17 protein-coding genes are annotated in these 25,280 nt (G+C 40.6%); 5 read left to right on the forward strand and 12 right to left on the reverse strand.

Features of this window, described 5'->3' with window-relative positions; genetic code table 11:
• Window positions 1-40: 40 nt before the first annotated feature.
• Complete coding sequence (locus EDC51_RS01705) at window positions 41-1,117, reverse strand: porin (RefSeq protein WP_015432559.1); 1,077 nt, start codon at window positions 1,115-1,117, stop codon at window positions 41-43.
• Window positions 1,118-1,614: 497 nt separating this feature from the next.
• On the opposite strand from EDC51_RS01705, the gene priC reads away from it, so the two are divergent.
• Window positions 1,615-2,124, forward strand: coding sequence for a primosomal replication protein PriC (gene priC, locus EDC51_RS01710; RefSeq protein WP_131928007.1), 510 nt, complete (start codon window positions 1,615-1,617; stop codon window positions 2,122-2,124).
• A gap of 65 nt (window positions 2,125-2,189) precedes the next feature.
• On the opposite strand, the gene aroC is transcribed toward priC, so the two are convergent.
• From aroC to seqA, 4 genes are all read right to left on the reverse strand, one after another.
• Window positions 2,190-3,272: a chorismate synthase gene (gene aroC, locus EDC51_RS01715; protein ID WP_131928008.1), complete on the reverse strand. Its 1,083-nt coding sequence runs from the start codon at window positions 3,270-3,272 to the stop codon at window positions 2,190-2,192.
• Window positions 3,273-3,415: 143 nt separating this feature from the next.
• Entirely contained in the window at window positions 3,416-6,709 is a 3,294-nt protein-coding gene (gene mscK / locus EDC51_RS01720; RefSeq protein ID WP_131928009.1) for a mechanosensitive channel MscK, read from the reverse strand.
• Window positions 6,710-6,713: 4 nt separating this feature from the next.
• Window positions 6,714-8,126, reverse strand: a complete 1,413-nt coding sequence (gene menE / locus EDC51_RS01725; protein WP_131928010.1) for an o-succinylbenzoate--CoA ligase — start codon at window positions 8,124-8,126, stop codon at window positions 6,714-6,716.
• Between the two features lie 9 nt (window positions 8,127-8,135).
• Window positions 8,136-8,696 carry a replication initiation negative regulator SeqA gene (gene seqA, locus EDC51_RS01730; protein ID WP_025267038.1) on the reverse strand — a complete coding sequence of 187 codons (561 nt, stop codon included), beginning with the start codon at window positions 8,694-8,696 and terminating at the stop codon, window positions 8,136-8,138.
• A 107-nt stretch (window positions 8,697-8,803) separates the two neighbouring features.
• Here seqA and EDC51_RS01735 point away from each other — a divergent pair, with 107 nt between their 5' ends.
• Window positions 8,804-9,586 (forward strand): alpha/beta fold hydrolase, encoded by a 783-nt coding sequence (locus EDC51_RS01735; RefSeq protein ID WP_131928011.1) that lies wholly within the window; start codon window positions 8,804-8,806, stop codon window positions 9,584-9,586.
• 55 nt (window positions 9,587-9,641) lie between these two features.
• Here EDC51_RS01735 and EDC51_RS01740 read toward each other — a convergent pair whose 3' ends face one another.
• From EDC51_RS01740 to EDC51_RS01760, 6 genes are all read right to left on the reverse strand, one after another.
• Window positions 9,642-12,626 carry a type III restriction-modification system endonuclease gene (locus EDC51_RS01740; protein ID WP_131928012.1) on the reverse strand — a complete coding sequence of 995 codons (2,985 nt, stop codon included), beginning with the start codon at window positions 12,624-12,626 and terminating at the stop codon, window positions 9,642-9,644.
• 176 nt (window positions 12,627-12,802) lie between these two features.
• The gene (locus tag EDC51_RS01745; RefSeq protein WP_131928013.1) at window positions 12,803-14,605 is read right to left on the reverse strand and encodes a site-specific DNA-methyltransferase; all 1,803 of its coding nucleotides are present in this window, start codon (window positions 14,603-14,605) and stop codon (window positions 12,803-12,805) included.
• Window positions 14,593-14,748, reverse strand: a complete 156-nt coding sequence (locus EDC51_RS10835) for a hypothetical protein (RefSeq protein ID WP_170169257.1) — start codon at window positions 14,746-14,748, stop codon at window positions 14,593-14,595. The genes EDC51_RS01745 and EDC51_RS10835 overlap by 13 nt, the downstream gene beginning before the upstream one ends.
• Window positions 14,749-14,862: 114 nt before the next feature.
• Window positions 14,863-17,976, reverse strand: coding sequence for an efflux RND transporter permease subunit (locus EDC51_RS01750; protein WP_131928014.1), 3,114 nt, complete (start codon window positions 17,974-17,976; stop codon window positions 14,863-14,865).
• Between the two features lie 12 nt (window positions 17,977-17,988).
• The gene (locus EDC51_RS01755) at window positions 17,989-19,206 is read right to left on the reverse strand and encodes an efflux RND transporter periplasmic adaptor subunit (RefSeq protein WP_131928015.1); all 1,218 of its coding nucleotides are present in this window, start codon (window positions 19,204-19,206) and stop codon (window positions 17,989-17,991) included.
• Between the two features lie 25 nt (window positions 19,207-19,231).
• The gene (locus EDC51_RS01760) at window positions 19,232-19,813 is read right to left on the reverse strand and encodes a TetR/AcrR family transcriptional regulator (protein WP_025267036.1); all 582 of its coding nucleotides are present in this window, start codon (window positions 19,811-19,813) and stop codon (window positions 19,232-19,234) included.
• 315 nt (window positions 19,814-20,128) lie between these two features.
• Here EDC51_RS01760 and proB point away from each other — a divergent pair, with 315 nt between their 5' ends.
• The 3 genes from proB to nth all read left to right on the forward strand — a co-directional run bounded on the left by proB (window position 20,129) and on the right by nth (window position 22,711).
• The gene (proB, locus tag EDC51_RS01765; protein ID WP_131928016.1) at window positions 20,129-21,226 is read left to right on the forward strand and encodes a glutamate 5-kinase; all 1,098 of its coding nucleotides are present in this window, start codon (window positions 20,129-20,131) and stop codon (window positions 21,224-21,226) included.
• Between the two features lie 10 nt (window positions 21,227-21,236).
• Window positions 21,237-22,001 carry a TSUP family transporter gene (locus EDC51_RS01770; protein ID WP_025267034.1) on the forward strand — a complete coding sequence of 255 codons (765 nt, stop codon included), beginning with the start codon at window positions 21,237-21,239 and terminating at the stop codon, window positions 21,999-22,001.
• 74 nt (window positions 22,002-22,075) lie between these two features.
• Window positions 22,076-22,711: an endonuclease III gene (nth, locus tag EDC51_RS01775; RefSeq protein ID WP_131928017.1), complete on the forward strand. Its 636-nt coding sequence runs from the start codon at window positions 22,076-22,078 to the stop codon at window positions 22,709-22,711.
• 80 nt (window positions 22,712-22,791) lie between these two features.
• Here the strand turns inward: nth and torA are convergent, their stop codons facing one another.
• Window positions 22,792-25,263: a trimethylamine-N-oxide reductase TorA gene (torA, locus tag EDC51_RS01780; protein WP_131928018.1), complete on the reverse strand. Its 2,472-nt coding sequence runs from the start codon at window positions 25,261-25,263 to the stop codon at window positions 22,792-22,794.
• Between the last annotated feature and the right edge of the window lie 17 nt (window positions 25,264-25,280).

The following is a 25,280-nucleotide window of genomic DNA, read 5'->3' on the forward strand; positions in this document are numbered from 1 at the left end:
TCGATTAGCCTTTTCTTAATTTATGCTATTGGTAAATTAATTACCAGTATACACGCATACCTACACCGATTGCTTTATCAATTTCTTTACCTGTATAGGTGCTTGAACCAGTATAAGATTTAGTTTGTTTATGAGAACCTTCCACGAAAGCAACCACTTGTTTGTGGAATTTGTAGTCTGCACCTGCTAAGAAACCATGAGTTTTTGATTTGCTTACATCAACATCATGATCTTTTGATTTTAAGCGTTCATAAATATAGTTACCATAAACACTAACTGCTGGAGTTACTTGGTAAATTACACCTGGAGACACATAGAAACCGTGAGTTTTTAATTCGTCTTCTTTCTCAAATTTATAACCAGCTTCGTGTACTAAAGTTAAGTTTTCAACTTTATAGCCTAGAGAGAAAATTACGCCATCTTTACGATGTTTGTAATTAGCGTGAGTTTCGTAGTTAGTATGACCATAACCACCTTTAACGAATAAGGTTTGAGCTGGAGCTACTTCTGTCTCATAAGTTGCACCAATACCATATGCATTTTTGATTGGAGTTTTTAATGCACCACCTTTATCATTTTCGCTTTGTGCAAAGTTATAGTTTGCACCTACTTGTAAGCCTTCAATGCCTTTGTAATCATAGCGAACGACAGAATTACCAGCGGTTTCAATATATTTACTTTTTGGAATCATGCCGTATTCGTAATCTTTAGTTAAGCCATAATCATCTGCAATGGTTAATTGACGACCGAAAGTTACTTCACCAAACTGTTTGCTACCTAAGCCAACATAAGCACGTTTAGTATAAATATCACCGAATTTATCACGGCTTGAATTTACACCATCGAAACGTAACTCAGTGCGTGCAAAAGCAAATAAGTCTTCGTTAATATCATGTTTTACACGTAACGCGATACGAGTGCCTGCATTACGTAAGTTTGAGCGAGTTTGCCCTGATTTCACACCATTTGCAGTTTTAGTTGTAGTTCCAGCTTCTTCCATGATGAAACGTAAAGAACCATCAAAGTTAATGCTAGTACCATCATTGTCATAAATAGTAACTGCTGATGCTGATGCTGCGAAAGCGGTAACTGCTAATGCGACAAGAGTTTTTTTCATAGTGTTCACCTTAAATAGTTTTAGTTTAATTTAAAAATTACCCTCGTAAGGTATAAGAGTAATTCATCGAACTGCATTTTGCCTCTACACAGAAAAGACTGTAAGTAAAGGCAATCTTTGTTGCGGGTGAATAATGCCGAAAGAGCGTATAACTGTCAAATCAATAGCTTAGCAACACCAAATTTAAACAAATCCTTAAATATCAATAAGTTACGATTTAAATTTATGCTAATTTATGATTTATTCCATTTCAGAATAAAACGACAACCAGAGCTAACACATTGATTTTAAAGTGGTTTTGTATAAATTTTTAAAAAAATCAAAATTCTGTGAACTATTTCACATTTTTAGAATAAATCCTATTTTGAAGGCGATTAAATGAACAGCTTTTGCAAAATATTCTTATTTTTTAAGCGCTTGTCTCATTGTTCTATATAAGGCTTTAAGCTAGAATTGTGAAACTTCTCTTCGAAGCTATTACTATATTGAACGGTATCATGTCGATGTTTTACTCTGCTCTTCAACAAAAATTGCAAGCACTTTCGCCTTTTGCCCACTTAGAAATTCGCTTAAGCCATCCGCTATTTACGATAAAACAGGGGGCGGTTGCACAATTTGTGCAAGAAATAGAACAGACTGGTAAACACCTAAGCCGACAAACAGATAGCCATTATGCAGAATTCTATGCACAAAAATTAGTACAACAATTTGATTTACTACAACGTGCGATTACACAACAAAAAAAGACGCGCACTCAAACTCATCGATTTCACCAAACATACCGCTTCCCTAAAAATATTCATAATCTGCCACCAGAAAAGCGCTTGGCTGAATACCGTAAAGCCCTGCGTTTACTCAATGAAAAACTGACATGGCTCACAACGCAAGCACAAACTGCTGATAAAATGCAACGTATTAGCTATATCGATCAAATAAATGAAACAGAATATCGCAAGATGAAATGTTTGAAAGCGATTGATGAGCTAGAAAGTATAAAGAAAGGGTAAAATGACATTTACATATTAACATAAATGGTGGGCTCGCCCACCATCTATAAAACCACCCGCTGAAATTAACGACACTGTGCTTTAAAACGCAATAGATGATCGAGTAACACAATTGCCATCATGGCTTCAGCAATTGGCACTGCGCGAATGCCAACACAAGGATCATGTCGCCCTTTAGTGATTAATTCCACTGCCTCATTATTGAGATTTACACTTTTCCCAGGAATAGTAATACTTGAAGTGGGTTTAAGAGCAATATGGGCAATAATAGGTTGTCCTGAGCTGATGCCACCTAAAATCCCCCCTGCATGATTAGAAATAAACCCTTCTGGTGTCATTTCATCACGGTGATCTGTCCCTTTCTGCTCGACCACGGCAAAACCATCACCAATTTCTACCCCTTTTACTGCATTAATTGACATTAACGCATGTGCAAGATCAGCATCTAAGCGGTCAAAAACAGGCTCACCTAAACCAACCGGCACATTCTCTGCAATCACGGTCAATTTTGCGCCAATCGAGTTACCCTCTTTTTTTAGCTCTCGAATAAGCGCATCAAATTGCTCAACGGCATGCTCATCTGGGCAGAAAAACGGATTACTGTTTACTTTGTCCCAATCAATATTGGCTAGATTTTCAACGCTTTTCGGATTGATTTTCACATTGCCAATCTGTGATAAATAACCACGTATTTGAATGCCAAACTGCTCTTTTAAATACTTTTTCGCAATAGCACCTGCGGCGACACGCATTGCAGTTTCTCGCGCAGAAGAGCGCCCACCGCCGCGATAATCGCGAATACCATATTTTTGTTGATAAGTGTAATCGGCATGCCCTGGGCGGAATTTATCCATAATATCGCCATAATCTTTTGAGCGTTGATCACCATTTTTGATCATTAAACCTATGCTTGTTCCGGTGGTTTTTCCTTCAAATACGCCCGATAAAATTTGCACCTCATCATCTTCACGGCGGGGGGTGGTATAACGAGATGTCCCCGGTTTACGCCGGTCAAGATCAGGTTGAATATCTGCCTCACTGAGTGTCATATTCGGTGGTATGCCATCAACAATACACCCTAACGCAATACCGTGTGATTCGCCAAAAGTCGTTACTTTAAAAAGCTGTCCAATACTGTTTCCTGCCATAAATTTTCCTGTGTTTGCAAAAAATTAACTAACAATAACCGCTTGATTAGCGCTTGTCTAGGGATATTACTCTCTGTCTAACAACTACTTGCGCTTGCCTATACCAAGCACTTCTGCTAGTGCTAAAAGATGCGAAATTATCCCTAATTTGAGCTTTTTCTCTCTGCTTGATGCACATGGACATCAAGTTGATTAAAGGCAATTTGAATTTGATGCTGTTTAAAGAGCTGATCAATACGCTGATAGAGAAAATTGCGTGTGGCCGAGCGATCATCAATTTCCGCCACAAAAACATTCAGCTCATGCTCAATCCAGCCATCACCAAAGTGCGTGAGATTAACACTTGGGGAAGGTTCATGCATCACTTTTTCAGCTTCCTCTGCAGCTTGCAGTAAGAGCTGACGCACCAGTGGCAGGTTTTCACCAGAATTAATCTTCATTTTTAATTGTACTCTCGTCACGGTGTTATTCAGTGTCCAGTTAATAAAGCGATCGGTCACAAATGCCTGATTCGGCAGAACAACTTCCATGTTTTCGTCATCAATTAAAGTTGTTGAACGCAAACGAATACGGGTAATCACCCCAGTAAAATTACCTACTGTTACTTTATCACCAACACGAATTGGACGCTCCACCAACAATATCGTCCCCGAGACAAAGCTACCAAAAATCTCACGAACCCCAAAACCAAGACCCACTGACAATGCGGTAAAAATCCACTGCACTTTACCCCAAGATATCCCTAAAGCAAGAAAGGCGGAAATACTGCCGATTGTCACAATTAAGTAAGTAAGCACTGCAATGATGGTATGAGGCGTGCCTTTAGAGAATTTACTCCGAGAGAAAACGGTGACCTCTAAAATCCCTGCAATATTCTTAACTAAGAAGTAGGTAATCGCAATATAAAGCACCGAACGCAATAAATTCAGCAATGTGATGGATTCAACCACACTGCCCTGCGCAGTGTTTTCAATCTGCTCCCAGAGTATAACGGTATTTAAATAGTTTGCGACACTAATAAGGTCAGACCAAATCGCATATAGCCATGCAAAAAGCACAACCCAACCAACCAAATCGGCCACACGGAAAATTTGTTGGTTTACCGTTGAGATCTTAATTTTTTCTTCCGGTTTTTCTTTACTTGGCTCTACCCCTTGTTCTAAATGTTGCAGTGCCTGTTCACGGATCTTCTCACGTTTGCTTTGTAAACGGCGATATGCCATCCGGCGTGAAGAGATCGTCAAAGAGCGGTAAGCAAAATAGCGCCCAAACACCCAGACTAATGCAATTAAGTAACTTTTAATCAGATGTTCGATCAGATAAACCGCGGTATAATAGTAACCCAATACAATTAATACAATTAAACTAATCGGGGCAACAAATAACACCAATCTCAGCAGTTTAAATAAACTCACATTACGCTTTGTACCATCTTCTGTCTTAGCGTTCTCATACTCTTGAATACCGCGATCGAGCAATGGACGCAAAACAAAGGTACAAAGTGCAAGCGCAACAATTGTCATTACTTGTCCAATAACATCATTGCTAAAGCCAATCAGATCAACTTGTGAAAAAATAGATGACACAAGTAATAACACAACAATCCAAACTGACTGACGAATAATGCGTTGGAAAATCTCATTGCTCGCTTGTGGCATACCAAAGTGGCGATATGCCATGCCATTCGGGCGCAATAATGCCAGTACCGTGGCAAAGAAAATCCAATAGTAGAATGCCCGAGTTACCCATTCCCAGCTGGCTAAAGGATTAGGCACAAAAAGATATAAGCTGATAATCGCGACAGCTAAAAATAGCAATCCGCTTGGCAGTGCCAAAATAATTGTCCAAAACATTGCTTCTGGCGAATGCCAATGACTATCGCTAGTTAGCGTATTCACTTGGCTTGCCAGCGTCGAGAGTCGAGCCTTAATCGCGGCTTTCTTCCAAGCAATTAAGCCATAAATGGCAAATAAAAAGAGAATAAATGCCAACGTTGAAGGCAGGTTTTTGCCTAAATTATCAAAACCCAAATATTTCGCTAAAATAGCAATTTCATCTACTGCTAAGCTCGGAAATTCTTTTAGCCAAGAGAGATCAAGCGGGTTATTACTCTGTACCCAGAAGCTCTGCTGTTGCAATTTATCTTGTAGCGCATCACTAATCTCAATAATCTGTTTTTGTGAAAGATCCATTTCACTTGAAAGTGTCAGCTGCGCATTGAGTGTTTTAATCAACTCAACCAGAATTTTCTCTCTGTCTTTCAATACCAGTGCTAACGTATCCCGCTCCGCGCTATCCAACACACTATTATGTTCGCTTTCAATGCGGCTAAGCACATTGGGTAAGTTATAGAGTTCATCTCTGCGCTGTGAAAGATCAAAAATCTCTACCCGCAATTTCGCAATATCTTTCGCTAATCCTTTGTTTACACGCTCGGTCGGCAACGACAATTTCTGTTGATTAATAATGCGAGACAGCACTAAAGTGCCTTGTAGTGCATTAATCTGTTCCTCAACTTCGCGCTGAGTTTTGGTTAAATTATCGAGAATGCTCTTAATTCGCTGATTATCTTGAAATAACACATTAGAACGCTGTGTTTGTTCCACAAGATACTGGCTCAAATCCGTGTTGATACCCAATTCTTCTTGGATAAGCGGGTTTTCTGCCTTATCACTCGCTTTCAGTTGTTCTGTTTGCTTGGCTTGTGCTTCATGTTCTTCCAAGCGCTTGTTATTCAAGGTTTCTTGCACCGCTGACAACTGTAATTGTAGCCATTGCTGTTTTAAGCTTGCTTCTGTTTTTTGTGATTCATCAAGTGAAATGAGCACATCAATATTTTGTGCTAACAGATTGTTATATTTATTATTAATATCTAAATATTTCAGCTCGGTATCGTATTTATCAATTAACGAACGACTTGCTTGGCTATTGAATTTCCAACGGCGCAACTGCTCGGCTTTTACACCATTCTCGGTAATCTGTTTACGTGTTTGCTCTAATGCCGAACGATAATTCGCCACACTGGAATTTAATTCACTATTTAGCAACTTTTGGCTATCTGTTTCTTGTTGCAATGCAATCTGCTTTTGCTCTAATGCCTTAATAGACAATGGCTCAAACTGTTGATTATCAAAGTGTTCCAGTTTTTGCTGCAAACTTTGAATAGCACTCTGTAAGGCTGCTAACGTTTTTGGAGACTCTTTTACTTTGGTCTCTAATAAAGCAATTTCTGTTTGCTGTTTCTTAATTTTATCTAACAGCTGGAGTGAGCCTTCCAAGTTTTTAATTAGCTGGATATTTGCTTCATTATTTTCCGCTTTTAGCTCTTCAATTTGCATTCGCAAATCCACTGCATCATCAAGTGTGAGCTCAGCGCTCATTGTATAAGCGGTAAAAAAGCTAAATAAACAAATTATCCAAATATATCTTTTAATCATGCTGCTACCTGTTCGAAATCTGCTGAAGATAGTCTTGAAGACCTTTTCGGGAGATTTTAATCCCTGTGTTTGTAGAAGTGAGATAGTCGTCCAATGAAAAATAGGCAATGGGCTGTTTAAATTTCTCTAAATATTGTTTGGCAAAATTTTGCAATTTTTCGACCGCTTGTGAACTGAAATCTTCAATAAATTGTACAAACGCCACAGGACGTTGCCCAAATTCTGCATCATCTTGAGGGATAACCAACACATTTTGTACGAGCATGGAAGCATATAACACTTGCTCAATCTGCTCTGGCTGAATATTTTCCCCACCAGAGATAAACATATTATCTAATCGACCATTTATGATCAGCTTACCATCAGCCGTCCACACGCCTTTATCTTTGGTTGCAAACCAACCCTCTACTTTAGGCAATGGCTCAATTCGCCCAGCTTGCCAATAGCCTAAAGCAAGACAATCACTTTGCAGATAAATCTGATCTTGTATGATCTTGACTAAACGCCCAAGCAGTGGCTTACCCACATTATCTGTCTCTTGTTCCACTGCACAGATTGTTGATGCCATTTCAGTCATACCATAGCCTGCGAAAGTGGTAATACCAACTTGCTGTGCAGCCGAGATTAACTCCGCAGGGATATAACTGCCTCCCAGTAAGATTTTTTGCCCATATTTCTTTGCAAGATCTGTATATAAATAGCGCTGTAGCTGGGTTGGTACCAGTGAAGCATGACTCGTCTTTGCCAATAGTGGATAAAAATCTGCTTTCTCTTCACATAAACTTAAACTCGCACCACGTAGTAACCAGCGCCAAACAATCCCCTGTCCTGAGACATGAAATAACGGCAAGCTTAATAGCCAACTATGCTGTTGCTCAAACTGCATTAAACGACATACGCCCTCGGCATTAAGCAAATGGGAGAAAAGGGAGTGTACCACCGCCTTTGGCTTACCAGAAGAACCAGAGGTTAGGGTAAAAGTGGCAGGACGTTTCAGATCCCAATCGATCTGCCATTGCTTGTTACAAGCGGTTAAATTTGGCGAAAATTCTACAAAATCATTATCTTGAAGCAATAAATCAACGTGATTATCTGCCAAAATAGCTTTTTGTTGTATGCTTGGCAAGTTAGGATTCAAGACTAAAATCCGCCCACCTTCTGCAATAACAGAAAGATAACAGAGTAAGCCTGCTAACCGATGTGCGCCGCTATAGGCAATAATCTTGTCTTTAAATGGAATATGCCTGCGCTGTAGCCAATGGCTTGTTTGGGCTAACAGTTGATAGAATTGCCGCCAAGAAAGTGAAGATGGAAGCTGTGAGAAAAGTACAGAATTTCCCTTCTTCCAGACGATGGCTGTTTGTTGGGGAATTTGATTTGCCCAATAAACAGGCGGAAAAACGGGAAATTCTGTCATAGATAAAAGTTATGCGAATAATGCTTTGACACGCTCAATCAGCGGTTTTGGTAATTCCATTGATTCCATTAAGGCACACAAAATAATCCCTTTTCGTTCGGTATTATTATTGGTAATGACCCAAAATGGCGAATCTGGAATCTGTTTCGCTTTAGCGCCACTTCCGTTAGTTAAGATCGTCTCTGCATCACGAGCAAAGTAGATACGTTCACTACCTTGAATATTTTCAGTGGCATGTGCAAAGCCTTTTGGATAAGCAGTATAAAGCGCAGAAAGTAGCTGCAAAAACCGGTTTACCCCTTTTGTTTCATTCACAAAACTATTTGAGGCAAGCACGAATTCTACTTTCTTGACGATCTTTTCTTGCTGATTTAAATTCTGCTTTTTCTTTGGAATTTGCGCCAGATCTTTTAGTTCATTTAACATATTTTCCTGAACTAAAACAAAAGGTTGCGGAGATGCCGGCAAGCGTAACAATCGACGCAGAATATCAGAGGAACTCTCACCGATCACTTGTGTACGGCTGGCAATATAATGATATAATTCGTCATCTACTTCGATCGTTTTCATTGGCATATCCTTGTTTCTTTTGCTTACGAAAAATTATTGGCATTATACGCATTTCATGATGTTTTTTATAGATCCTTTCGCAGATATTGCATAACACTAGACAAATTATGAACAAAAATCCTTTATTAAATTTTCATTTTCAGCCGGCTGAAACACCCAAAACTGATAAACCAAGCACGCTTGTTTTCATTCATGGCTTATTTGGCGATCTCAATAATTTAGGCATGATCTCTCGTGCCTTTGCCACAGATCACAATATTTTACGCATTGACCTACGTAACCACGGGCAATCATTCCACCATGAAGAAATGCGCCTATCTCAAATGGCAGAGGATCTTTATCAAGTGGTTGAACATTTAAATTTAAATAATTTGATCGTTATTGGGCATTCGCTTGGCGGCAAAACTGCAATGATGTTTGCCCACCTCTTCCCCAACCTTGTACAAAAGTTAGTCATCATTGATATTGCCCCTGTTCGCTATATCAGCAACCGTCATGATGCCAATTTTGCTGGGCTATTTGCTGTTCGTGATGCACAGCCTGAAAATCGCCAACAGGCCAAGCAGGTTTTTCTTAAGCATATTGCTAACGAAGGTGTCGTGCAATTTATGCTGAAATCCTTTGATGCTAATAGCCCTGAACGTTTTAAATTCAATCTTTCTGGATTGTATAAAAATTATGCTAATGTGATGGGTTGGCAAGATGTGTTCGTGGAAAAACCAACGCTGTTTATCAAAGGGGCAAATTCAGACTACATGTTGCCCGCCTATACGGCTCAAACTGTCGCCCAATTCCCAAATGCAAAAGTAAAGGTGATTGCCAATACGGATCACTGGGTACATGCAGAAAAACCGGAAGCCGTTATTCGAGCAATTAAGGAATTCATTTAAGTCTTTTCTGACAAATATTCCCCCTCCCTGTGCTTCGCTAGGAGGGGAAATAAACCTATTTCACCAGACTTATCAATCCTTCAAAATCTTTCACCACATCGTAATGAACAGTATCAGCGCTCATTTTCTGGAAGAATTTTCTTGCACATTCAATTTTTGCTTTTTCTGTTCCCCGTAGATCCATTGAAGAAATAGAGCCTTTGGTTTCAGCAATAAAATAGGTATGTTTAACCTCTCCACTCATAAAGGAAATTGCCCAATCTGGATTGTAATCACCCACTGGAGTTGGAATAGCAAAACCGCGCGGTAACTTCGCATAAACCACTACATCGCGATCTTTATCTAACGCTTCAACAAAGTTTCTCTCAATACCCTGCGAATCCACCACCGCATAATCATAAATATGCTTTTTCAGCCCAATGACGGCTTTACTAAAATCCCGAATGGTTTGTTCTGCGGTGAACAAGGTTGTATCAAACACTTCATTGGTTCGGTGATAACTCAGCCGATCGATAAAGATCGTAGCAAGCTGTTCTTTAATCAAGCGACTCGCTTCACTGATAAATTGCTCTGGATTTAGTGCAAATTTTGCGAAACTCTGAGAGCTAATCTGCTTTAAAATTACCGCAATTGTCTTGCGAGTTAAGCCAACATTTTTTGCCAGCGTACCTACTAAATCGTATTTCACCTTGCTATTTAGCGTGACATTGTATTGATTTGTTACTGCTTCTCTTACCTTGAATTGATCAATACCAATTTGTTCACCACTTTCTAGCCTATAAGTTAAAGGCATAACGTTTAGTTCCCGCTCTAATGCTCGCACGGCATTGCTAATAAGTTCTTGACTATCAAAATTCACCTGATATACCGCTTTATGATGAATTTTCTGCCATAGTGCTTGAAACTCTTTACGGTTAAAATTAGCATTAAGCGGATTACTTTTCGCTCTATTGGTATTTTCAATTGGCACATGGCTTTGCGCTGAGCGACAAATTAAAGCCACAAGCGCTGCTTGATACTCAACAAATTCTGCTGGTAGTGCTAAAGCCCCATTTTCTACTGCGGAGTGAAACTCAGGAGTAAGCTGATCGTCATCATCAACAAAATCATTTTTTAGGAGATATTTATACAGAAGACGTGCTTGTTTTTCGTTGATTTCGAGCTTTTTATCATGCCCACACAACACTTTCCCCACAAAAAACGCCTCATTAAAAACTGATAATCGTGACAACGTTTCGCTAATTTCTGATTGTAATCCTTTAACAAAATCCGTATAGCTTTCATTTGCTACAACGGTTAATTCATTAATTTGATGAACGGTATTCAGATTATCTTGGCGCTCCCCTTTTTTATTCACCGCTAAACGTAATCCTCGCCCTACTTCTTGCCTTCTCGACACATTATTATCACTGTGTTTCAGTAAGCAAATCGTAAACACATTGGGATTATCCCAACCTTCACGTAATGCGGAATGCGAAAAAATAAAGCGAGTAGGCTCTTCAAAGGAAAGCAGTTTTTCCTTATCTTTCAAAATCAGATCATAAGCGTCTGTATCATCCGAAAGCCCGGCTTCCTCACCTCGCCTTTTCACGCTTGGATCAGTTAAACGCTTGGTTTTATTATCGATAGCAAAATAGCCATTGTGGGTTGCCCCCACCTGAATTTGTTGCAAATAGTCGGCATAATCACGGTTTAAATATGGTTCAGCGAGCAGCTCGGCAACTTGGGTAGCATACTCTTGTTCAAACATTCGGGCATATTCACCCTTTTCATCTGCCTGAGTGTAATCCCGATATTTCGCGACTTCATCTATGAAAAATAGCGACAAAGTTTTAATCCCTTGCGTAAACAATATCCGTTCTTTGAGAAGGTGTGCTTTAATCGTTTCACGGATTTGGATACGGCGTAACGCTTCTTCGCTAAGATCACCTACGGCATCCCCCACTGCGAGTACGATGCCATTAAGAAAATGTAGTTGATCTGTACGAGCATCAATATCGCTAACATTCCAGCCCTGATATTGTGCCAAACCATTACTTAATGTGTGTAAACTATCACCTTTTTTGATTTTGCAAATTTTACGTTTAATCTCACCGCTTGCCAGCTGTTGTTCTATTTCCACCACCGCAACAGGATCGCGTTTAGAAATCTCAATCCCTTGCAGATACAAATATCCACCCAAGCCATTCAACCCCTGGATTTGAATGCCTTTTACCGCAATTTTCTTCACCAATTTTTGATGAAAGGCATCTACCGCATCAAGACGATAAATTTTATTGTGCTCGGTTTTATGCGTTGCAGAATAACGCAGAATAAATAGCGGCTTGAATTTTGCCAAAGCATCCTGTGTTTTCTTACCTTCCATTTTCTGCGGTTCGTCTAAAATCAATATCGGACGCGTTTGTGCAATCACCTCTATCGGCTGGCGAGATTGAAAACTATCCAACACTTCATAAATTCGACGATTATCTTTACCTCCGGCATTAAACGCCTGAATATTGATAATCATCACATTGATATTACTATCCGCTGCAAAACTTTCTAACTCATGTAAACGCTTAGAATTGTAAATAAAGTGCCGTGCTTTTTTGCCGTAATCTTGCTGAAAATGTGTCGCCATCACTTCAAAGGATTTTTTCACCCCTTCACGAATCGCAATACTCGGCACAACAATAATAAACTTACTCCATCCATATTTGCGATTAAGCTCAAAAATAGTGCGAATATAACAATAGGTTTTGCCTGTGCCCGTTTCCATTTCAATATCAAGGTTGATAGGCAAGCTACCCGTGCCAATCAAGCGGTCGGATTTCGGCAAATTTTTGCTAAGCTGGATTTGTTGTATATTGGTTAGCAACTCCATCTCACTTAAAGTGAGTTTCGGATTGGCAAAGATTTCACTCAATGTTTGCTGACCGCTCTGCTCCTCTCTTTTACTGAAATAATTTTGCATCGAACGAAACGGCTCACCATTAAAGCAATCGGCAACGGCGTTTACTGCATCTAGTTGGTACTGTTGGTGTTTGAACTGGAGTTTCATTTTATATTTCTCATTTTTATTGGAAATCTCCCCTCTCTCCTAAAAAGGGAGAGAGCAATTATCGAAAAATGTTCATTCATCTTTCTTCATTATGATTTTGGAAAATCAGATGAATATTTATTCCTTTCTAAACGAGCCCCCTCTTAGTCAAAGAGGGGGGAGATTTGCCACACTCTTTAAATCACACTCAACCCTGTATTTGGGCAAATCTGTTTAAAAATCTGCACGGCATTGATTTTCACACTGTCACTTGCAAATTTTGCATCTAAAAAGACCGCTTGTTGTGGTTTCATTTCCGCAAGTTCGGTAATCAGATTTTCGTCAATCTCATCAAAACAGGCGATCAACTGTTTATCCGCTACGTTAAATACCGTTCTTCCCTGAATTTCTCGGTTTTCAATCGGGCTACTTAATGCAATTCCCAGATCCAACATGGCTTGGAATAGCAAATCTTCTGCTGTACGGTCGTTTTTTATCGCATTGGTAAACAAATCATCTTGACTTAATTGTTGTGGTGTATAGAAAATGTCCGCCATATTACTACTATCAACTTTCAACACACGAAAACCGACATCTACTCCACTATTCTGCTCGGCAATCTGTTTACCTGCACGGCGAATGCGTTCTTTGGAAATTTCGGCAATGGTGGCAAAACCCGCTTTATATGCTTCGGATTGAATATCCGTTTTTTCAGGTAACTGCACCATAATAAATTTGCGATTGCCGCCGTCTTCAGCATTAAGTTGCATTACAGCGTGGGCGCTAGAACCTGTCCCAGCAAAAAAATCCAAAATTAGAGCATCATTTGAAAGTACCTGTGAAAGAATTTTTTTCATTAACTCTAATGGTTTCCGATATAAGAAAACCTTGCTTTCCATCAGTTTATCAACTGATTTTTCTGTTCTTGATTGAGGATCAAACCACCCTAATTGTGATTTTATCGGCATATAAGGATTATCAAATTCAGAAAAGAATTCTTTTTGTTTTGGTAGCCCGTCTAGATTCTTTGGAAAAATAACTCTCCCTTCCAAAATCATTTTGGTTAAAGATTTTTGTGAAAATGCCCAATAATTGGTGTATTCATTGCCTGTATTAGGATCTTTAATAGTAAATTTGTCAGCTTCTCTTTCTAATGTACTTTTTATATTCGATAATCGCCATAAACCTCTTGGATCATTATCTGGGTTAGAAAACCCCTCTATCGTCCGCAACTCTCCTAGCAACTTTCCGGCATTTTGCCTTGTATAACATAAAATATATTCATGAATATTCACGACCATATTTTTAGGAGGAACACCTTTTGCTGAATTCTTCTTATCCCAAATAAAACATTCAACAAAATTCTGCTCCCCAAAAATCTCATCACAGACCCTTTTCAAATTTGCTTGTTCATTATCATCAATCGAGATAAAAATTACGCCGTCATCGGCAAGCAGATTACGTGCGAGTTTTAATCGAGGGTAAATCATTGAAAGCCAGTCGGAATGAAAGCGCCCGTTGCTTTCAGGATTGCTGACAAGACGATTGCCTTGCTTATCGGTTTGGTTGGAACGCACAAGAAAATCGGCTTTATCCTCGGCAAAATCATCACGATACACGAAGTCATTTCCAGTGTTATAAGGGGGATCAATATAGATCATCTTCACTTTGCCAAGGTAGGTTTCTTGCAATAGTTTCAGAGCATCAAGGTTATCACCTTCAATAAAAAGGTTTTCGGTGGTGTCAAAATTTACACTTTCAGCGCGCGCTGGGCGCAGGGTCTTGGCAATTGGCGCATTAGCAGCAAGAATTGCCTCTCGTTTACCAACCCAGTTGAGCTGATAGCGTTCTTGATTGCCTTCAATAAGATGCTCGGAAAGCTCTTGTTGCAATAGTTCAAAATCAATTTTGCCCTCTGAAAAGCAATGTGGGAAAAGGTGTTGAAGTTGAGAAATATTTTGCGCGGTTTGATCAGCACTGTGCATTTTTAGTTGTTGCATAGTGCCTCCGCAGAGAAAAGATTAAAGGCAGAATTTAGGCGGTTGCGTTGCGTTGCGTTGCGTTGCGTTGCGTTGCGTTGCGTTGCGTTGCGTTGCGTTGCGTTGCGTTGCGTTGCGTTGCGTTGCGTTGCGAGTTTATTCATTTTGTTTTCCTATTCAAGCAAAATTCAAAAAAACTTGTGAATTATATAAAAAAGCGGTCGATTTTGCAGAATTTTTTGCAAAATCGACCGCTTGCTAAGTGTTAAGATTAAGCTTTAGCCGTGGGCTACACGTTCCACCGCTTTACGTGCATATTTGTCTTCATCAAATTCTCGCAGTGGTTTATGTTCGCTACCTAAGAAGGTATAGATCACCGGCAATACGAATAAGGTAAACATTGTACCAATTGCTAGACCCGCAACAATGACCATACCGATACTGAAACGAGCAATTGCCCCTGCACCAGTTGCAAAGAGAAGTGGGATTAAGCCCGCAATCATTGCCGCTGTAGTCATGAGAATTGGACGCAGACGGATTGTTGCTGCATACATAATTGCATCAAAACGTGATTTGCCATGATGTAACTGCTCTTCTTTTGCCACCTCGCACATTAAGATACCGTGTTTAGTGATCAAACCAACTAAGGTTACTAAGCCTACTTGTGAGTAGATATTTAAGGTTGCACCCGCTTTCCCTGCAATACCAAGCACATTCATCACAATCAATGCGCCAGAAACGGCAAGCGGTACGGAAACCAAAATGACCATTGGGTCACGCCAAGATTCAAATTGAATCGCTAACACGAGATAAATAATGATTACTGCTAATGCGAAAGTCATAACCATTGCATTACCTTCTTGGATATATTGACGAGCTTCCGATTTGAAGTCGTACTGATAGCCTTTCGGTAAACTGCGATCCAATTCAGCTTGTGCCCATTTTACTGCATCACCAATTGAGCCAGAGACAACGCCGCCAATGGTTGCGGAATTCAACTGATTCATACGGTTTAAGCTAGACGGTGAAGTTGTTAATTCCATCGTAACGAATGAACCGAGAGGAATAGACTCGCCACTTGCCGTAGTAACATAGTAGCTCATTAAATCTTCTGGATTTAAACGATCTTGGCGTACGGCTTGCGATACAATTGGATAAGCCCGTGAATCAATATCCACACGCGTAATAATCGCTCCAGATAAGAATGAACCTAATGTACCACTCACTTGTTGCATCGTTACACCGTACGCTCCCATTTTTTCACGGTCGAATTTCATATTCATCGTAACGGTGTCAAATTTTAAGTCTAAGTTGTTAAAGAAGAATTGCCCTGATGCTCTCGCTTTACCAAGAAATTCTGCTGCCACATCAGCAAGTTTCTCATAACTATCTGACGTAGTGATAACCAATGAGAATGGTAAACCGCTTTCTCCTGTTGAGATTTCAGGGAAGGAAATCGCGTTTAAATCCATTGCAACGACTTTTTTCGCAATTGCCGCTACATCATTTGAAATAGCCGCTCGTTCACGCTCACGGTCGTTCCAATCTTTCAAACTAATAATTGCCAAACCACTATTGCTACCATTAAACCCTGCAATGCTCATCATTGAGTTTACTTCCGGAATCTGTAGCACTTCTTCTTCAAACGACTTCATTGCTTCTTGCGTATAGTCTAAGTTGGTATTTGATGGCCCATTACCAATACCAACAACGAAACCACGGTCTTCAGTTGGTGCGACTTCGCTTGAAAGTGAGGTTAATAAAAACGGTAGGCTAGCAAAGATTGCGACAGCAAATACAAGCATAAAACCACGCACTGCCATGACACCAGCCAACATATTGGTATAGCATTTGGTTACGCGATCAAGAATATTGTTAATGCATTTCGTGAATTTACTTTCGTTTTCTTCATCATGTGCTTTTAATACCTTACCCGACATCATTGGTGAAAGAGTTAAAGCCGCAATACCTGAAATAAATACAGCGCCAGCAAGAGTTAAAGCGAACTCTTTAAAGAGTGAGCCTGTTACGCCTTCCATTAACGCCATTGGCGAATACACGGCACCAAGGGTAATCGTCATTGAAATAACAGGAATTGCAATTTCACGCGTACCAATGATTGCAGCATCAAATGGTGGTTTTCCCTCTTTTACATGACGTTCAACGTTTTCTAATACAACGATTGCATCATCTACTACTAAACCGATAGCAAGAATTAATGCCAATAAAGTGAGCAAGTTAATGGAAAAACCGAACATTTGTAAAAAGAACAGTACTCCAATAAGTGAAATCGGAATCGTAATGATCGGTACAATCATCGCTCTTAACGAGCCTAGGAATAGCACAATAACAACTAATACAATTAAAGTTGCTTCCCCAATCGTTTTGATTACCTCATTAATTGAGCTATTAATTGCTATCGTTTTATCATAGAGAATTTCACCGCTGATGGAAGGAGGCAAGTTACGTTGCACCTGTTCAAACATTGGGTAAATATCTTTTGCCACCGTAAGTGAATTTGCTGTCGTAGCCGCTGAAACGGCAAACACAACTGCATCTTTACCATTAGCTGTTGCACGAGCAGCATCAGATGATTTATCTAATTCAACCGTTGCAACATCTTTCAGCTTGATTTGATCCCCTTTCGCAGTCGTGGAGATGGTCACATTTTCTAGCTCTTCAACCGATGGTGTAGTAGATTCCACTTTGTTTTTATACACCGTGTAATAACCATTCGCATTACCTGCGGCAGTTTGTAAGTTGTTCGCACTTAATGCCTGTAAAATTGCAGCACCCGAAAGATTTTTCGCTGCCATTTTGTCAGGGTCAAGCCAGATTCTTAATCCAAATACCGAACCACCAAAAATATTTACAGACGACACTCCATTTACCGTAAAGAATTGTGGCTTCACCACACGATTTAGATAATCTGTGACCTGTGAAGTATTGAGTTCATCTGAAACAAAGCGAATATACATCAAGGCATCATCGCCCCCAGTTGAAACTCGAATTGACGGATCATCAATACCACTTGGTAAATTTGCACGTACGGCATTTACTTTTGATGAAATATCCGATAACGCGGCATTAGGGTCGGTATTTAATTTCATTTTTACCGTAATCGTAGTGGTACTCGGCGAACTACTTGAGGTCATATAGTCAATATTATCCGCTTGAGCTACCGCTTCTTCTAGCTGCGAGGTTACCAATGCTTGCATTAAGCTTGCATCTGCACCTGAGTAGTTTACGCTTACAGTTACCACTGAAATTGTCATTTCAGGGTATTCTCGTACCTGTAATTTGCTGATGGACTGCAAACCTAAAATCGTAATTAAAAGGCTGATACAGACCGCGAGTACAGGGCGTTTAATAAATATATCGGTAAATTTCACGACAAACTCCCATTACAGTTTGTTGTTTTGTGCCGGTGCTGTCACACCTACCGCTTCACGCTCGGATACCATAACCAACGAGCCATTGCTAATGCGTTGCATACCACCAGTGACAATCACATCACCCACATTAACACCTTTAGCAAGCTGAGAATAGATTCCTCGACGTTCCAGCGTTTTGACTTCAGCTTGTTTTACTCGGTAAATTTTATCTACTTGCAAGCTTGGATTCTGCTCTGCCATTTTGCTTACTAAGCTTTTATCTTCGTCCGATAAATCCTGCAAAACATACACACTTTCGCCGTACATCGTATAAGCAACGGCAATCTGCGGTACCACCACTTGGTTATACTGGGTTGGCATGGCAATATTTAAACGAGCAAACATGCCCGATAATAATTTGTTTTGCCCTTCTGTAACTACTGCTTCAAGATTAATTAAGCCCGTTGTACGATCAACCGCAGGATCCATCGCGGAAATACGAGCAGGAAATGTTTGCCCTGGTAATGCATCAATCGTTGCTGTTACTTTCTGCCCAATTTCAATTCGCTCAAGATCAGTTTGCGGCAACGTAAAGCGAATTTTCATTGAGCTTTGGTCTTCCACTCGCACAATTTCTGTACCTGCTGTTACGAATTGCCCAACATTGACGTTCACAATACCCGCCATACCATCAAACGGTGCATAGATTTGGCGGCGAACAATTTGTTCTTTTAACGCTTCAATATTTGCTACCAATGCTTCGTAAGTTGCTTTGGCGTTATCAAACTCCATACGCGATGCACTGTTGCTCGCCACTAAATTTTTATAGCGGTTGTAGTTTGCCAAGGCGTTTGGAAGTTGCGCTTCACTCGCTTTTAAGCTTGCACGTTCTGCACTACTATCAATTTCAACTAATAATTGTCCTTTACGCACACGATCACCTGAGCTTACCGCCACACGGGTAACGGTGCCAGCAGCTTGAGCGCTTAACATTGCACCTTGATTTGGACGAATAGAGCCGGTCGCACCAATCATTGGTGTCCATTCGCGCGACTCCACCTGCATTACCGTGACTCCACTCACCGTCTCAGGCATATTTGCCGCTGCTTCTGCTTTCTTCCCTGCAATAAACTGTTGCATGCCAACTACCCCAGCAAAGGCAAGCAGGACAACAATCAAAGTAATCACGATTAAGAACTTCCGCCCTTTGCCAGGCTTGTTCTGCTCGTATGTGACTTGCTCTGTCATAATTTCTCCATAATTAAATTACAATTTAAACCATAATCGTTTTCCAAGTGCGGACTATCACCTCTTCAATAACCGCATCGGATAAAGTTTCCTTACGTAGCAGTTGCATATACATCAACTCCCACGTTACTTTCATGCTCATCGCCATCAAAACATAAGATGGCAATGGCGCAATCACACCTTCTCGCTTACCATTTTCAATAAATTGACACCAAGCCAATTCTTGATTATCAATACAAGACAATATCATCGTTTGGAACGTTGGCAATGACTCATATTGGTGCATATTGGCAACGACATTTGGATTGCTTTGCATAAATTCCCACGTAGCTAACCAAAGTTGCCGATATTGCTCAAAAAACGCTAACGTTGGGTCGTAATGCGTTTTCACAAAATGATGAAATTCATTAAATAGATGCCTAACCAGTTGATTCAACAATTCCTCTTTATCTTTAAAATAGAGATAAATTGTCCCCACTGAAACCCCAGCTTCCTTTGCGATTTTATGTGTTGAAAGATATTGGATACCTTTCCGTGCCATTAACGAATCAGCCGCTCTTAAAATGCGAATTGCCACATCATTATGTGGCAAAACATCATCAAACATAGTTAAGACCTTTTCGTAACTGAACGATTGTTCATTTTACTGATTTTTCAATTTTTCGCAAATATTCCTTAGGGTATGCTCGTTTAAATTCAGCGGCATTGGCGCTAAAAATGACACAAACAGCGACTAATAAAGTGTGCGCGGTTAACCTAGGTTCTTGTGCGCAAACAAGTTGAGCTCAATGATGAATTAGCATGAGCAACAGCGCCAGGACAATTTGCAAAAAATTCCACAAAAGCAACCGCTTGTTCTCTTTGTAATTTCATTGGATTTCATGAATAATAGCGACTCTACTTTTTAACCTCCACAAATACTATGCATAAAACCATTGTGATCAAACTGGGGACTAGCACCCTCACCCACGGTACGAAAAGTTTAAGCCGTCCTCACATGCTAGAAATTGTTAAACAGATGGCCAATTTACACCAGCAAGGACATCGCTTAATTTTAGTTACTTCTGGAGCTGTCGCGGCAGGGCGAGACTATTTAGGGCATCGCGAACTACCACCAACATTGGCAAGCAAACAGCTTCTCGCTGCAGTCGGACAAAGCCAATTAATTCAAGTATGGGAAAGTCTGTTTTCAATTTATGGGATAAAAATTGGGCAAATGCTCCTCACCCGTGCAGATATTGAAAATAAAGACCATTTCTTGAACGCTCGTGATACATTGTTTGCACTACTAGAACAAGGCATTATTCCTGTAATTAATGAGAATGATGCTGTTGCCACCGCAGAATTTCGTATCGGCGATAACGATAACCTCTCCGCCTTAGTGGCTATGCTCTCTCAAGCAGAGCAGCTAATATTACTCACCGACCAACAAGGTTTATTTGATAGCGATCCTCGTAAAAATCCTGCGGCAAAATTACTTAGTGTGATTGAAAAAATCACCCCTGAAATTCGTCAAATTGCTGGGGGAAGTGGTTCAACGCTTGGCACTGGCGGCATGTTTACCAAAGTCGTTGCCGCAGAAATTGCAACCCGTTCGGGTGTTGAAACAATTATTGCTTCAGGCGAACATGAAAATGTGATCTTTGAAATTGTAAACGGAGCAGCAATTGGTACCCGTTTCCTTGCGCAAAGCGATAAAATTGAAGGGCGTAAGCAATGGTTATTTGGTGCTCCACCGGCGGGAAGCATTACCATTGATTTAGGCGCAGAAAATGCGTTATTAGCACAGCATAAATCCCTCTTGCCTGCTGGAATTAGTGCGGTACAAGGTCAATTTGCGCGCGGGGAGGTATTAAAAATTCAAAGCAGTGACGGGCAAATTCTTGGTTTGGGCATTTCCCGCTACAATAGTGAAGCGCTTAATCAAATCAAAGGGAAAAAATCAAGTGAGATTGAAACGCTCTTGGGCTATGAGTTTGGTGCAGTTGTACTACACCGTGATGAAATGATTCTTTACTAGGAGAAATAAGATGGAGTTTAGTTTCGACATTATTGCGCTTTTGTTCATCGCTGCTTTTGTTTCAGGTTTTATTGATGCAATTGCCGGTGGTGGAGGCTTAATTACTATTCCTGCCTTACTCTCAGTCGGCATTCCTCCCGCGATGGCATTGGGGACAAATAAGTTGCAAGCCTGTGGTGGTTCTTTTTCTGCTGCACTGTACTTTATACGCCATCGACAAGTCGAAATTAAGCATTTAGGGAAATTAATTGCTTTGACATTTGTGGGGGCTGCGCTTGGGGCAATTACCGTCCAGCTCATCGATATTAGTCTGCTAAAATCTGCACTCCCCTTTTTAATTTTAATTTTGGCAGTTTATTTCTTATTTAGTCCATCCATTAGTGATCAAGACAGCAAACAGCGGATCAGCTACACACTATTTGCCTTCACTGCTGCAATAGGCATTGGTTTCTACGATGGTTTATTAGGGCCTGCAACGGGTTCATTTTTCACTCTTGCTTTTGTTTTATTGTTAGGTTTCAACCTGACTAAGGCAGTTGCACACACAAAAGTATTAAACTTTACCTCAAACTTTGCCGCACTTGTCTTTTTTATATTAGGTGGTGTTGTGCTATGGAAGATCGGTTTGATTATGCTCGTTGGTCAATTTATCGGTGGTAACCTTGGTGCAAAAATGGCGATCACAAAGGGCAAACAGCTGATCAAACCGCTTATTGTTACTATGTCATTCCTTATGGTGGCAAAAATGTTATGGGAACAAGGATATTTTGCTTAGCGATAATCACCCTTTAATTTGCATTACTGCAGCCCATAGCAAGCGGTCTCTTTAATCTAAAATTTTACAAAATTATGAACAAACAAAAACGTATCGAAATTCTTACCCGTTTGCGTGCTCAAAATCCACACCCAACGACAGAATTAATCTATCATTCTCCATTCGAACTATTGATTGCCGTGATTCTCTCTGCCCAAGCTACCGATGTTGGTGTGAACAAAGCAACGGCAAAACTTTTTCCTATCGCCAATACTCCCCAAGCAATTTTAGCGCTAGGCGTAGAGGGTTTAAAAGAATATATCAAGACTATCGGTTTATTTAATAGTAAGGCAGAGAATATTATCAAAACTTGCCGTGATCTAATTGAAAAACACAATGGTGAAGTACCTCAAACACGTGAAGAATTAGAAGCTCTCGCTGGTGTAGGCAGGAAAACGGCAAATGTGGTTCTTAACACGGCATTTGGGCAACCAACTATTGCCGTAGATACACATATCTTTCGTGTTTCGAATCGGACTAATTTTGCGCCAGGTAAGGATGTCGTAAAAGTTGAAGAGAAACTACTTAAAGTTGTACCCAATGAATTTAAAGTCGATGTGCATCACTGGCTAATTCTGCATGGGCGCTATACTTGCATTGCACGAAAACCTCGCTGTAATTCTTGTATTATCGAAGATTTATGTGAATATAAACAAAAAACCGATATGTAAAAAGAGGCTGAACATTTATGTGTTCAGCCTCTTTCATATAGATTAAGATCGACTATTCATTTAAAACTAAGCGAAGTAGCCTAGCCTTCAATAAACTTCGGCGCGGTAAATACCGTTACTTCTGGTACTTCACCTTGGAATTTTTCTACCTGTACAATTGCAGTATTTGGTGAATTGCCCTGAGCCAATTTTGATGTTCCTTCATCACGGGTCAGCACATTCGGGTTACCAAATTTACATAACGGTTGCTCAGATTGCCCTAAATCTGCTGGGTCGTACCATGCCCCCTCATGTAAACAAACCGTACCTTTGATAATGCCATCTGTTACCACTGCACCAGCAAGCACTTGTCCACGACTGTTAAAGATACGTACCACATCACCATCTGCGATACCACGAGCTGCCGCATCTTCTTTATGGATTAAGACTGGCTCACGACCAGCTACAGTGTATTTATCACGCAATGAGGTATGGCAAAGCTGACTGTGTAAGCGGTAGTATGGGTGTGGAGTGACTAACGCAAGCGGAGCTGCTTCAGTAACATTACCTGCATACTCATCTGGCACAAACCAAGTTGGGTGGCCTTTACAGTCATCATAATTCATTTTAGCGACGACATCAGAGAAGATCTCAATTTTACCTGATGGTGTGCCTAATGGATTGAGTAGCGGATCATTGCGGAACTCTTCATAGCGCACCCATTTTTTCGCAGCCTCTTTTACTGGGAAGGTGACAGGTTTATTTTCTTCCCAGAATTTTTCAAAGCGTGGCATATTCACACGATTTTTACGAGCAGCATCAAAGGCAGTTTGGTAGAAACCTTGTAACCACTGCATTTCCGTTTTACCTTCGGTGAATTTATCAGCCACACCTGCACGTTTGGCTAATTCTGTGAAAATATCGTAATCACTTTTCGCTTCAAATTGTGGCTCAACAACCTGTTTCATTGGGAAGATATACATCATTGAGTAGTCGCCTGACATGGTAATGTCGTTACGTTCATAGCTAGTTGTAACTGGCAATACAATGTCCGCCATACGAGCTGTTGGTGTCCAGTTCACTTCATTTACAATGATAGTATCTGGTTTTTGCCACGCTTTCACTTGTTTGTTGGTATCTTGCAAGTGAGTGAATGGGTTACCGCCGGCCCAGTAGATTAGTTTAATTTCTGGGTAAGTAATTTCTGTACCGTTATATTGAATAGTTTTACCAGGATAAAGCAACGCATCCGCCACACGTGCAACTGGGAAAGAGAATTTAGACGCATCATCTAACCAAGATTTTTCACCTGCTTCGGCAGCCGTTGCGGTAATTGCACCCACAATACCACCTGTCGCACTTGGTACACCACCATTTGCATAGTGATAACTGAAACCAAAACCACCACCCGGTAAACCAATTTGACCGAGCATTGAAGCAAGGGTCACTAACATCCAGTGAGTTTGTTCACCATGACGTTGGCGTTGCATACCCCAACCGCCCATTAACATTGTGCGTTTAGCAGAGAAATCTGCAGCTAATTGTTTAATGGTTTCTGCTGGTACACCTGTAATGTTTGCCGCCCAATCAGCATCTTTTGGCTGATTATCTTCTTTGCCTAATAAATAGTTTTCAAATTGCTCAAAGCCTTTGGTGTATTTTTTTAAGAATTCCTGATCGTGTTTACCTGTGGTTACTAATGTATGAGCAATCCCCATCATTAATGCAACGTCTGTTGCCGCACGGGTTGGAATCCACTCTGCATTTAAGAATTGGCAGGTTTCACTTTTCACTGGATCAATACAGATCACACGTTTACCACTCTCTTTGAGTTTTTTCAGGTATTCAATCCCGTGTTGGTCGGTTGATGTCCATGCATTACGCAAGGTTAAAAGCGGATTTGCCGCCCAAAATACTACAATTTCGCTGTTTTCTAACACCACTTCCCAGCTCGTTTGCTGTTCATACACTTCGATCGTACCTAACACGTGTGGCATAATCACCTGAGCTGCCCCAGTAGATAAGTCGCCTTTTACCCCCACGAAGCCACCAGTTAAGTTTAAGTAACGGTGTAATAAAGTACGAGCAGCATGTAATGCACCAGAACTATACCAGCCGTATGAACCTGCGAAAATACCGCTTGCACCGTGTTGATCGGTAACACGCTTCACTTCGCCAGCCACTAAATCTAATGCTTTATCCCAAGAGACACGCACCCATTCATCACGACCACGCAAGGTGGTATCTTTATTGCCTTCCAAGTAGCCTTTACGCACCATTGGATATTTCACACGGGCTTCACTATAAAGCTGATCAGGAACAACGGTTTGTAATTCGTTTTCAATGCTCATTGGCATTGCCGGCCCCGATTTCACCGCTTTACCGTCTTCCACAACAACCCCGATAGGTCCCCAGTGTGCAGCGGTCATCACCGTTTTACTTTCAGAGGCTTGCGCTGGCGCAGACACTACCGAGCCAACAACACCACCGCCAAGCGATACACCAGCTGCACCAAGTGTTGTATTTTTTAAGAAATCACGACGTTTGAGATTGATTTGGTCTTGTTTTTTCATAAAACACCTCATTTGAG

This window comes from Bibersteinia trehalosi (assembly GCF_004346205.1).
Lineage (GTDB): Bacteria > Pseudomonadota > Gammaproteobacteria > Enterobacterales > Pasteurellaceae > Bibersteinia > Bibersteinia trehalosi.

Bases quoted from the DNA above. Each gene is read 5' to 3' on its own strand.
- EDC51_RS01745 (WP_131928013.1), bottom strand. From the start codon at position 14,605: ATGCAACAACTAAAAATGCACAGTGCTGATCAAACCGCGCAAAATATT.
- proB (WP_131928016.1), top strand. From the start codon at position 20,129: ATGCATAAAACCATTGTGATCAAACTGGGGACTAGCACCCTCACCCAC.
- mscK (WP_131928009.1), bottom strand. From the start codon at position 6,709: ATGATTAAAAGATATATTTGGATAATTTGTTTATTTAGCTTTTTTACC.
- seqA (WP_025267038.1), bottom strand. From the start codon at position 8,696: ATGAAAACGATCGAAGTAGATGACGAATTATATCATTATATTGCCAGC.
- aroC (WP_131928008.1), bottom strand. From the start codon at position 3,272: ATGGCAGGAAACAGTATTGGACAGCTTTTTAAAGTAACGACTTTTGGC.
- EDC51_RS01740 (WP_131928012.1), bottom strand. From the start codon at position 12,626: ATGAAACTCCAGTTCAAACACCAACAGTACCAACTAGATGCAGTAAAC.
- priC (WP_131928007.1), top strand. From the start codon at position 1,615: ATGTCGATGTTTTACTCTGCTCTTCAACAAAAATTGCAAGCACTTTCG.
- EDC51_RS01760 (WP_025267036.1), bottom strand. From the start codon at position 19,813: ATGTTTGATGATGTTTTGCCACATAATGATGTGGCAATTCGCATTTTA.
- EDC51_RS01755 (WP_131928015.1), bottom strand. From the start codon at position 19,206: ATGACAGAGCAAGTCACATACGAGCAGAACAAGCCTGGCAAAGGGCGG.
- menE (WP_131928010.1), bottom strand. From the start codon at position 8,126: ATGACAGAATTTCCCGTTTTTCCGCCTGTTTATTGGGCAAATCAAATT.
- EDC51_RS01735 (WP_131928011.1), top strand. From the start codon at position 8,804: ATGAACAAAAATCCTTTATTAAATTTTCATTTTCAGCCGGCTGAAACA.
- EDC51_RS01770 (WP_025267034.1), top strand. From the start codon at position 21,237: ATGGAGTTTAGTTTCGACATTATTGCGCTTTTGTTCATCGCTGCTTTT.
- torA (WP_131928018.1), bottom strand. From the start codon at position 25,263: ATGAAAAAACAAGACCAAATCAATCTCAAACGTCGTGATTTCTTAAAA.
- nth (WP_131928017.1), top strand. From the start codon at position 22,076: ATGAACAAACAAAAACGTATCGAAATTCTTACCCGTTTGCGTGCTCAA.
- EDC51_RS01705 (WP_015432559.1), bottom strand. From the start codon at position 1,117: ATGAAAAAAACTCTTGTCGCATTAGCAGTTACCGCTTTCGCAGCATCA.
- EDC51_RS10835 (WP_170169257.1), bottom strand. From the start codon at position 14,748: ATGAATAAACTCGCAACGCAACGCAACGCAACGCAACGCAACGCAACG.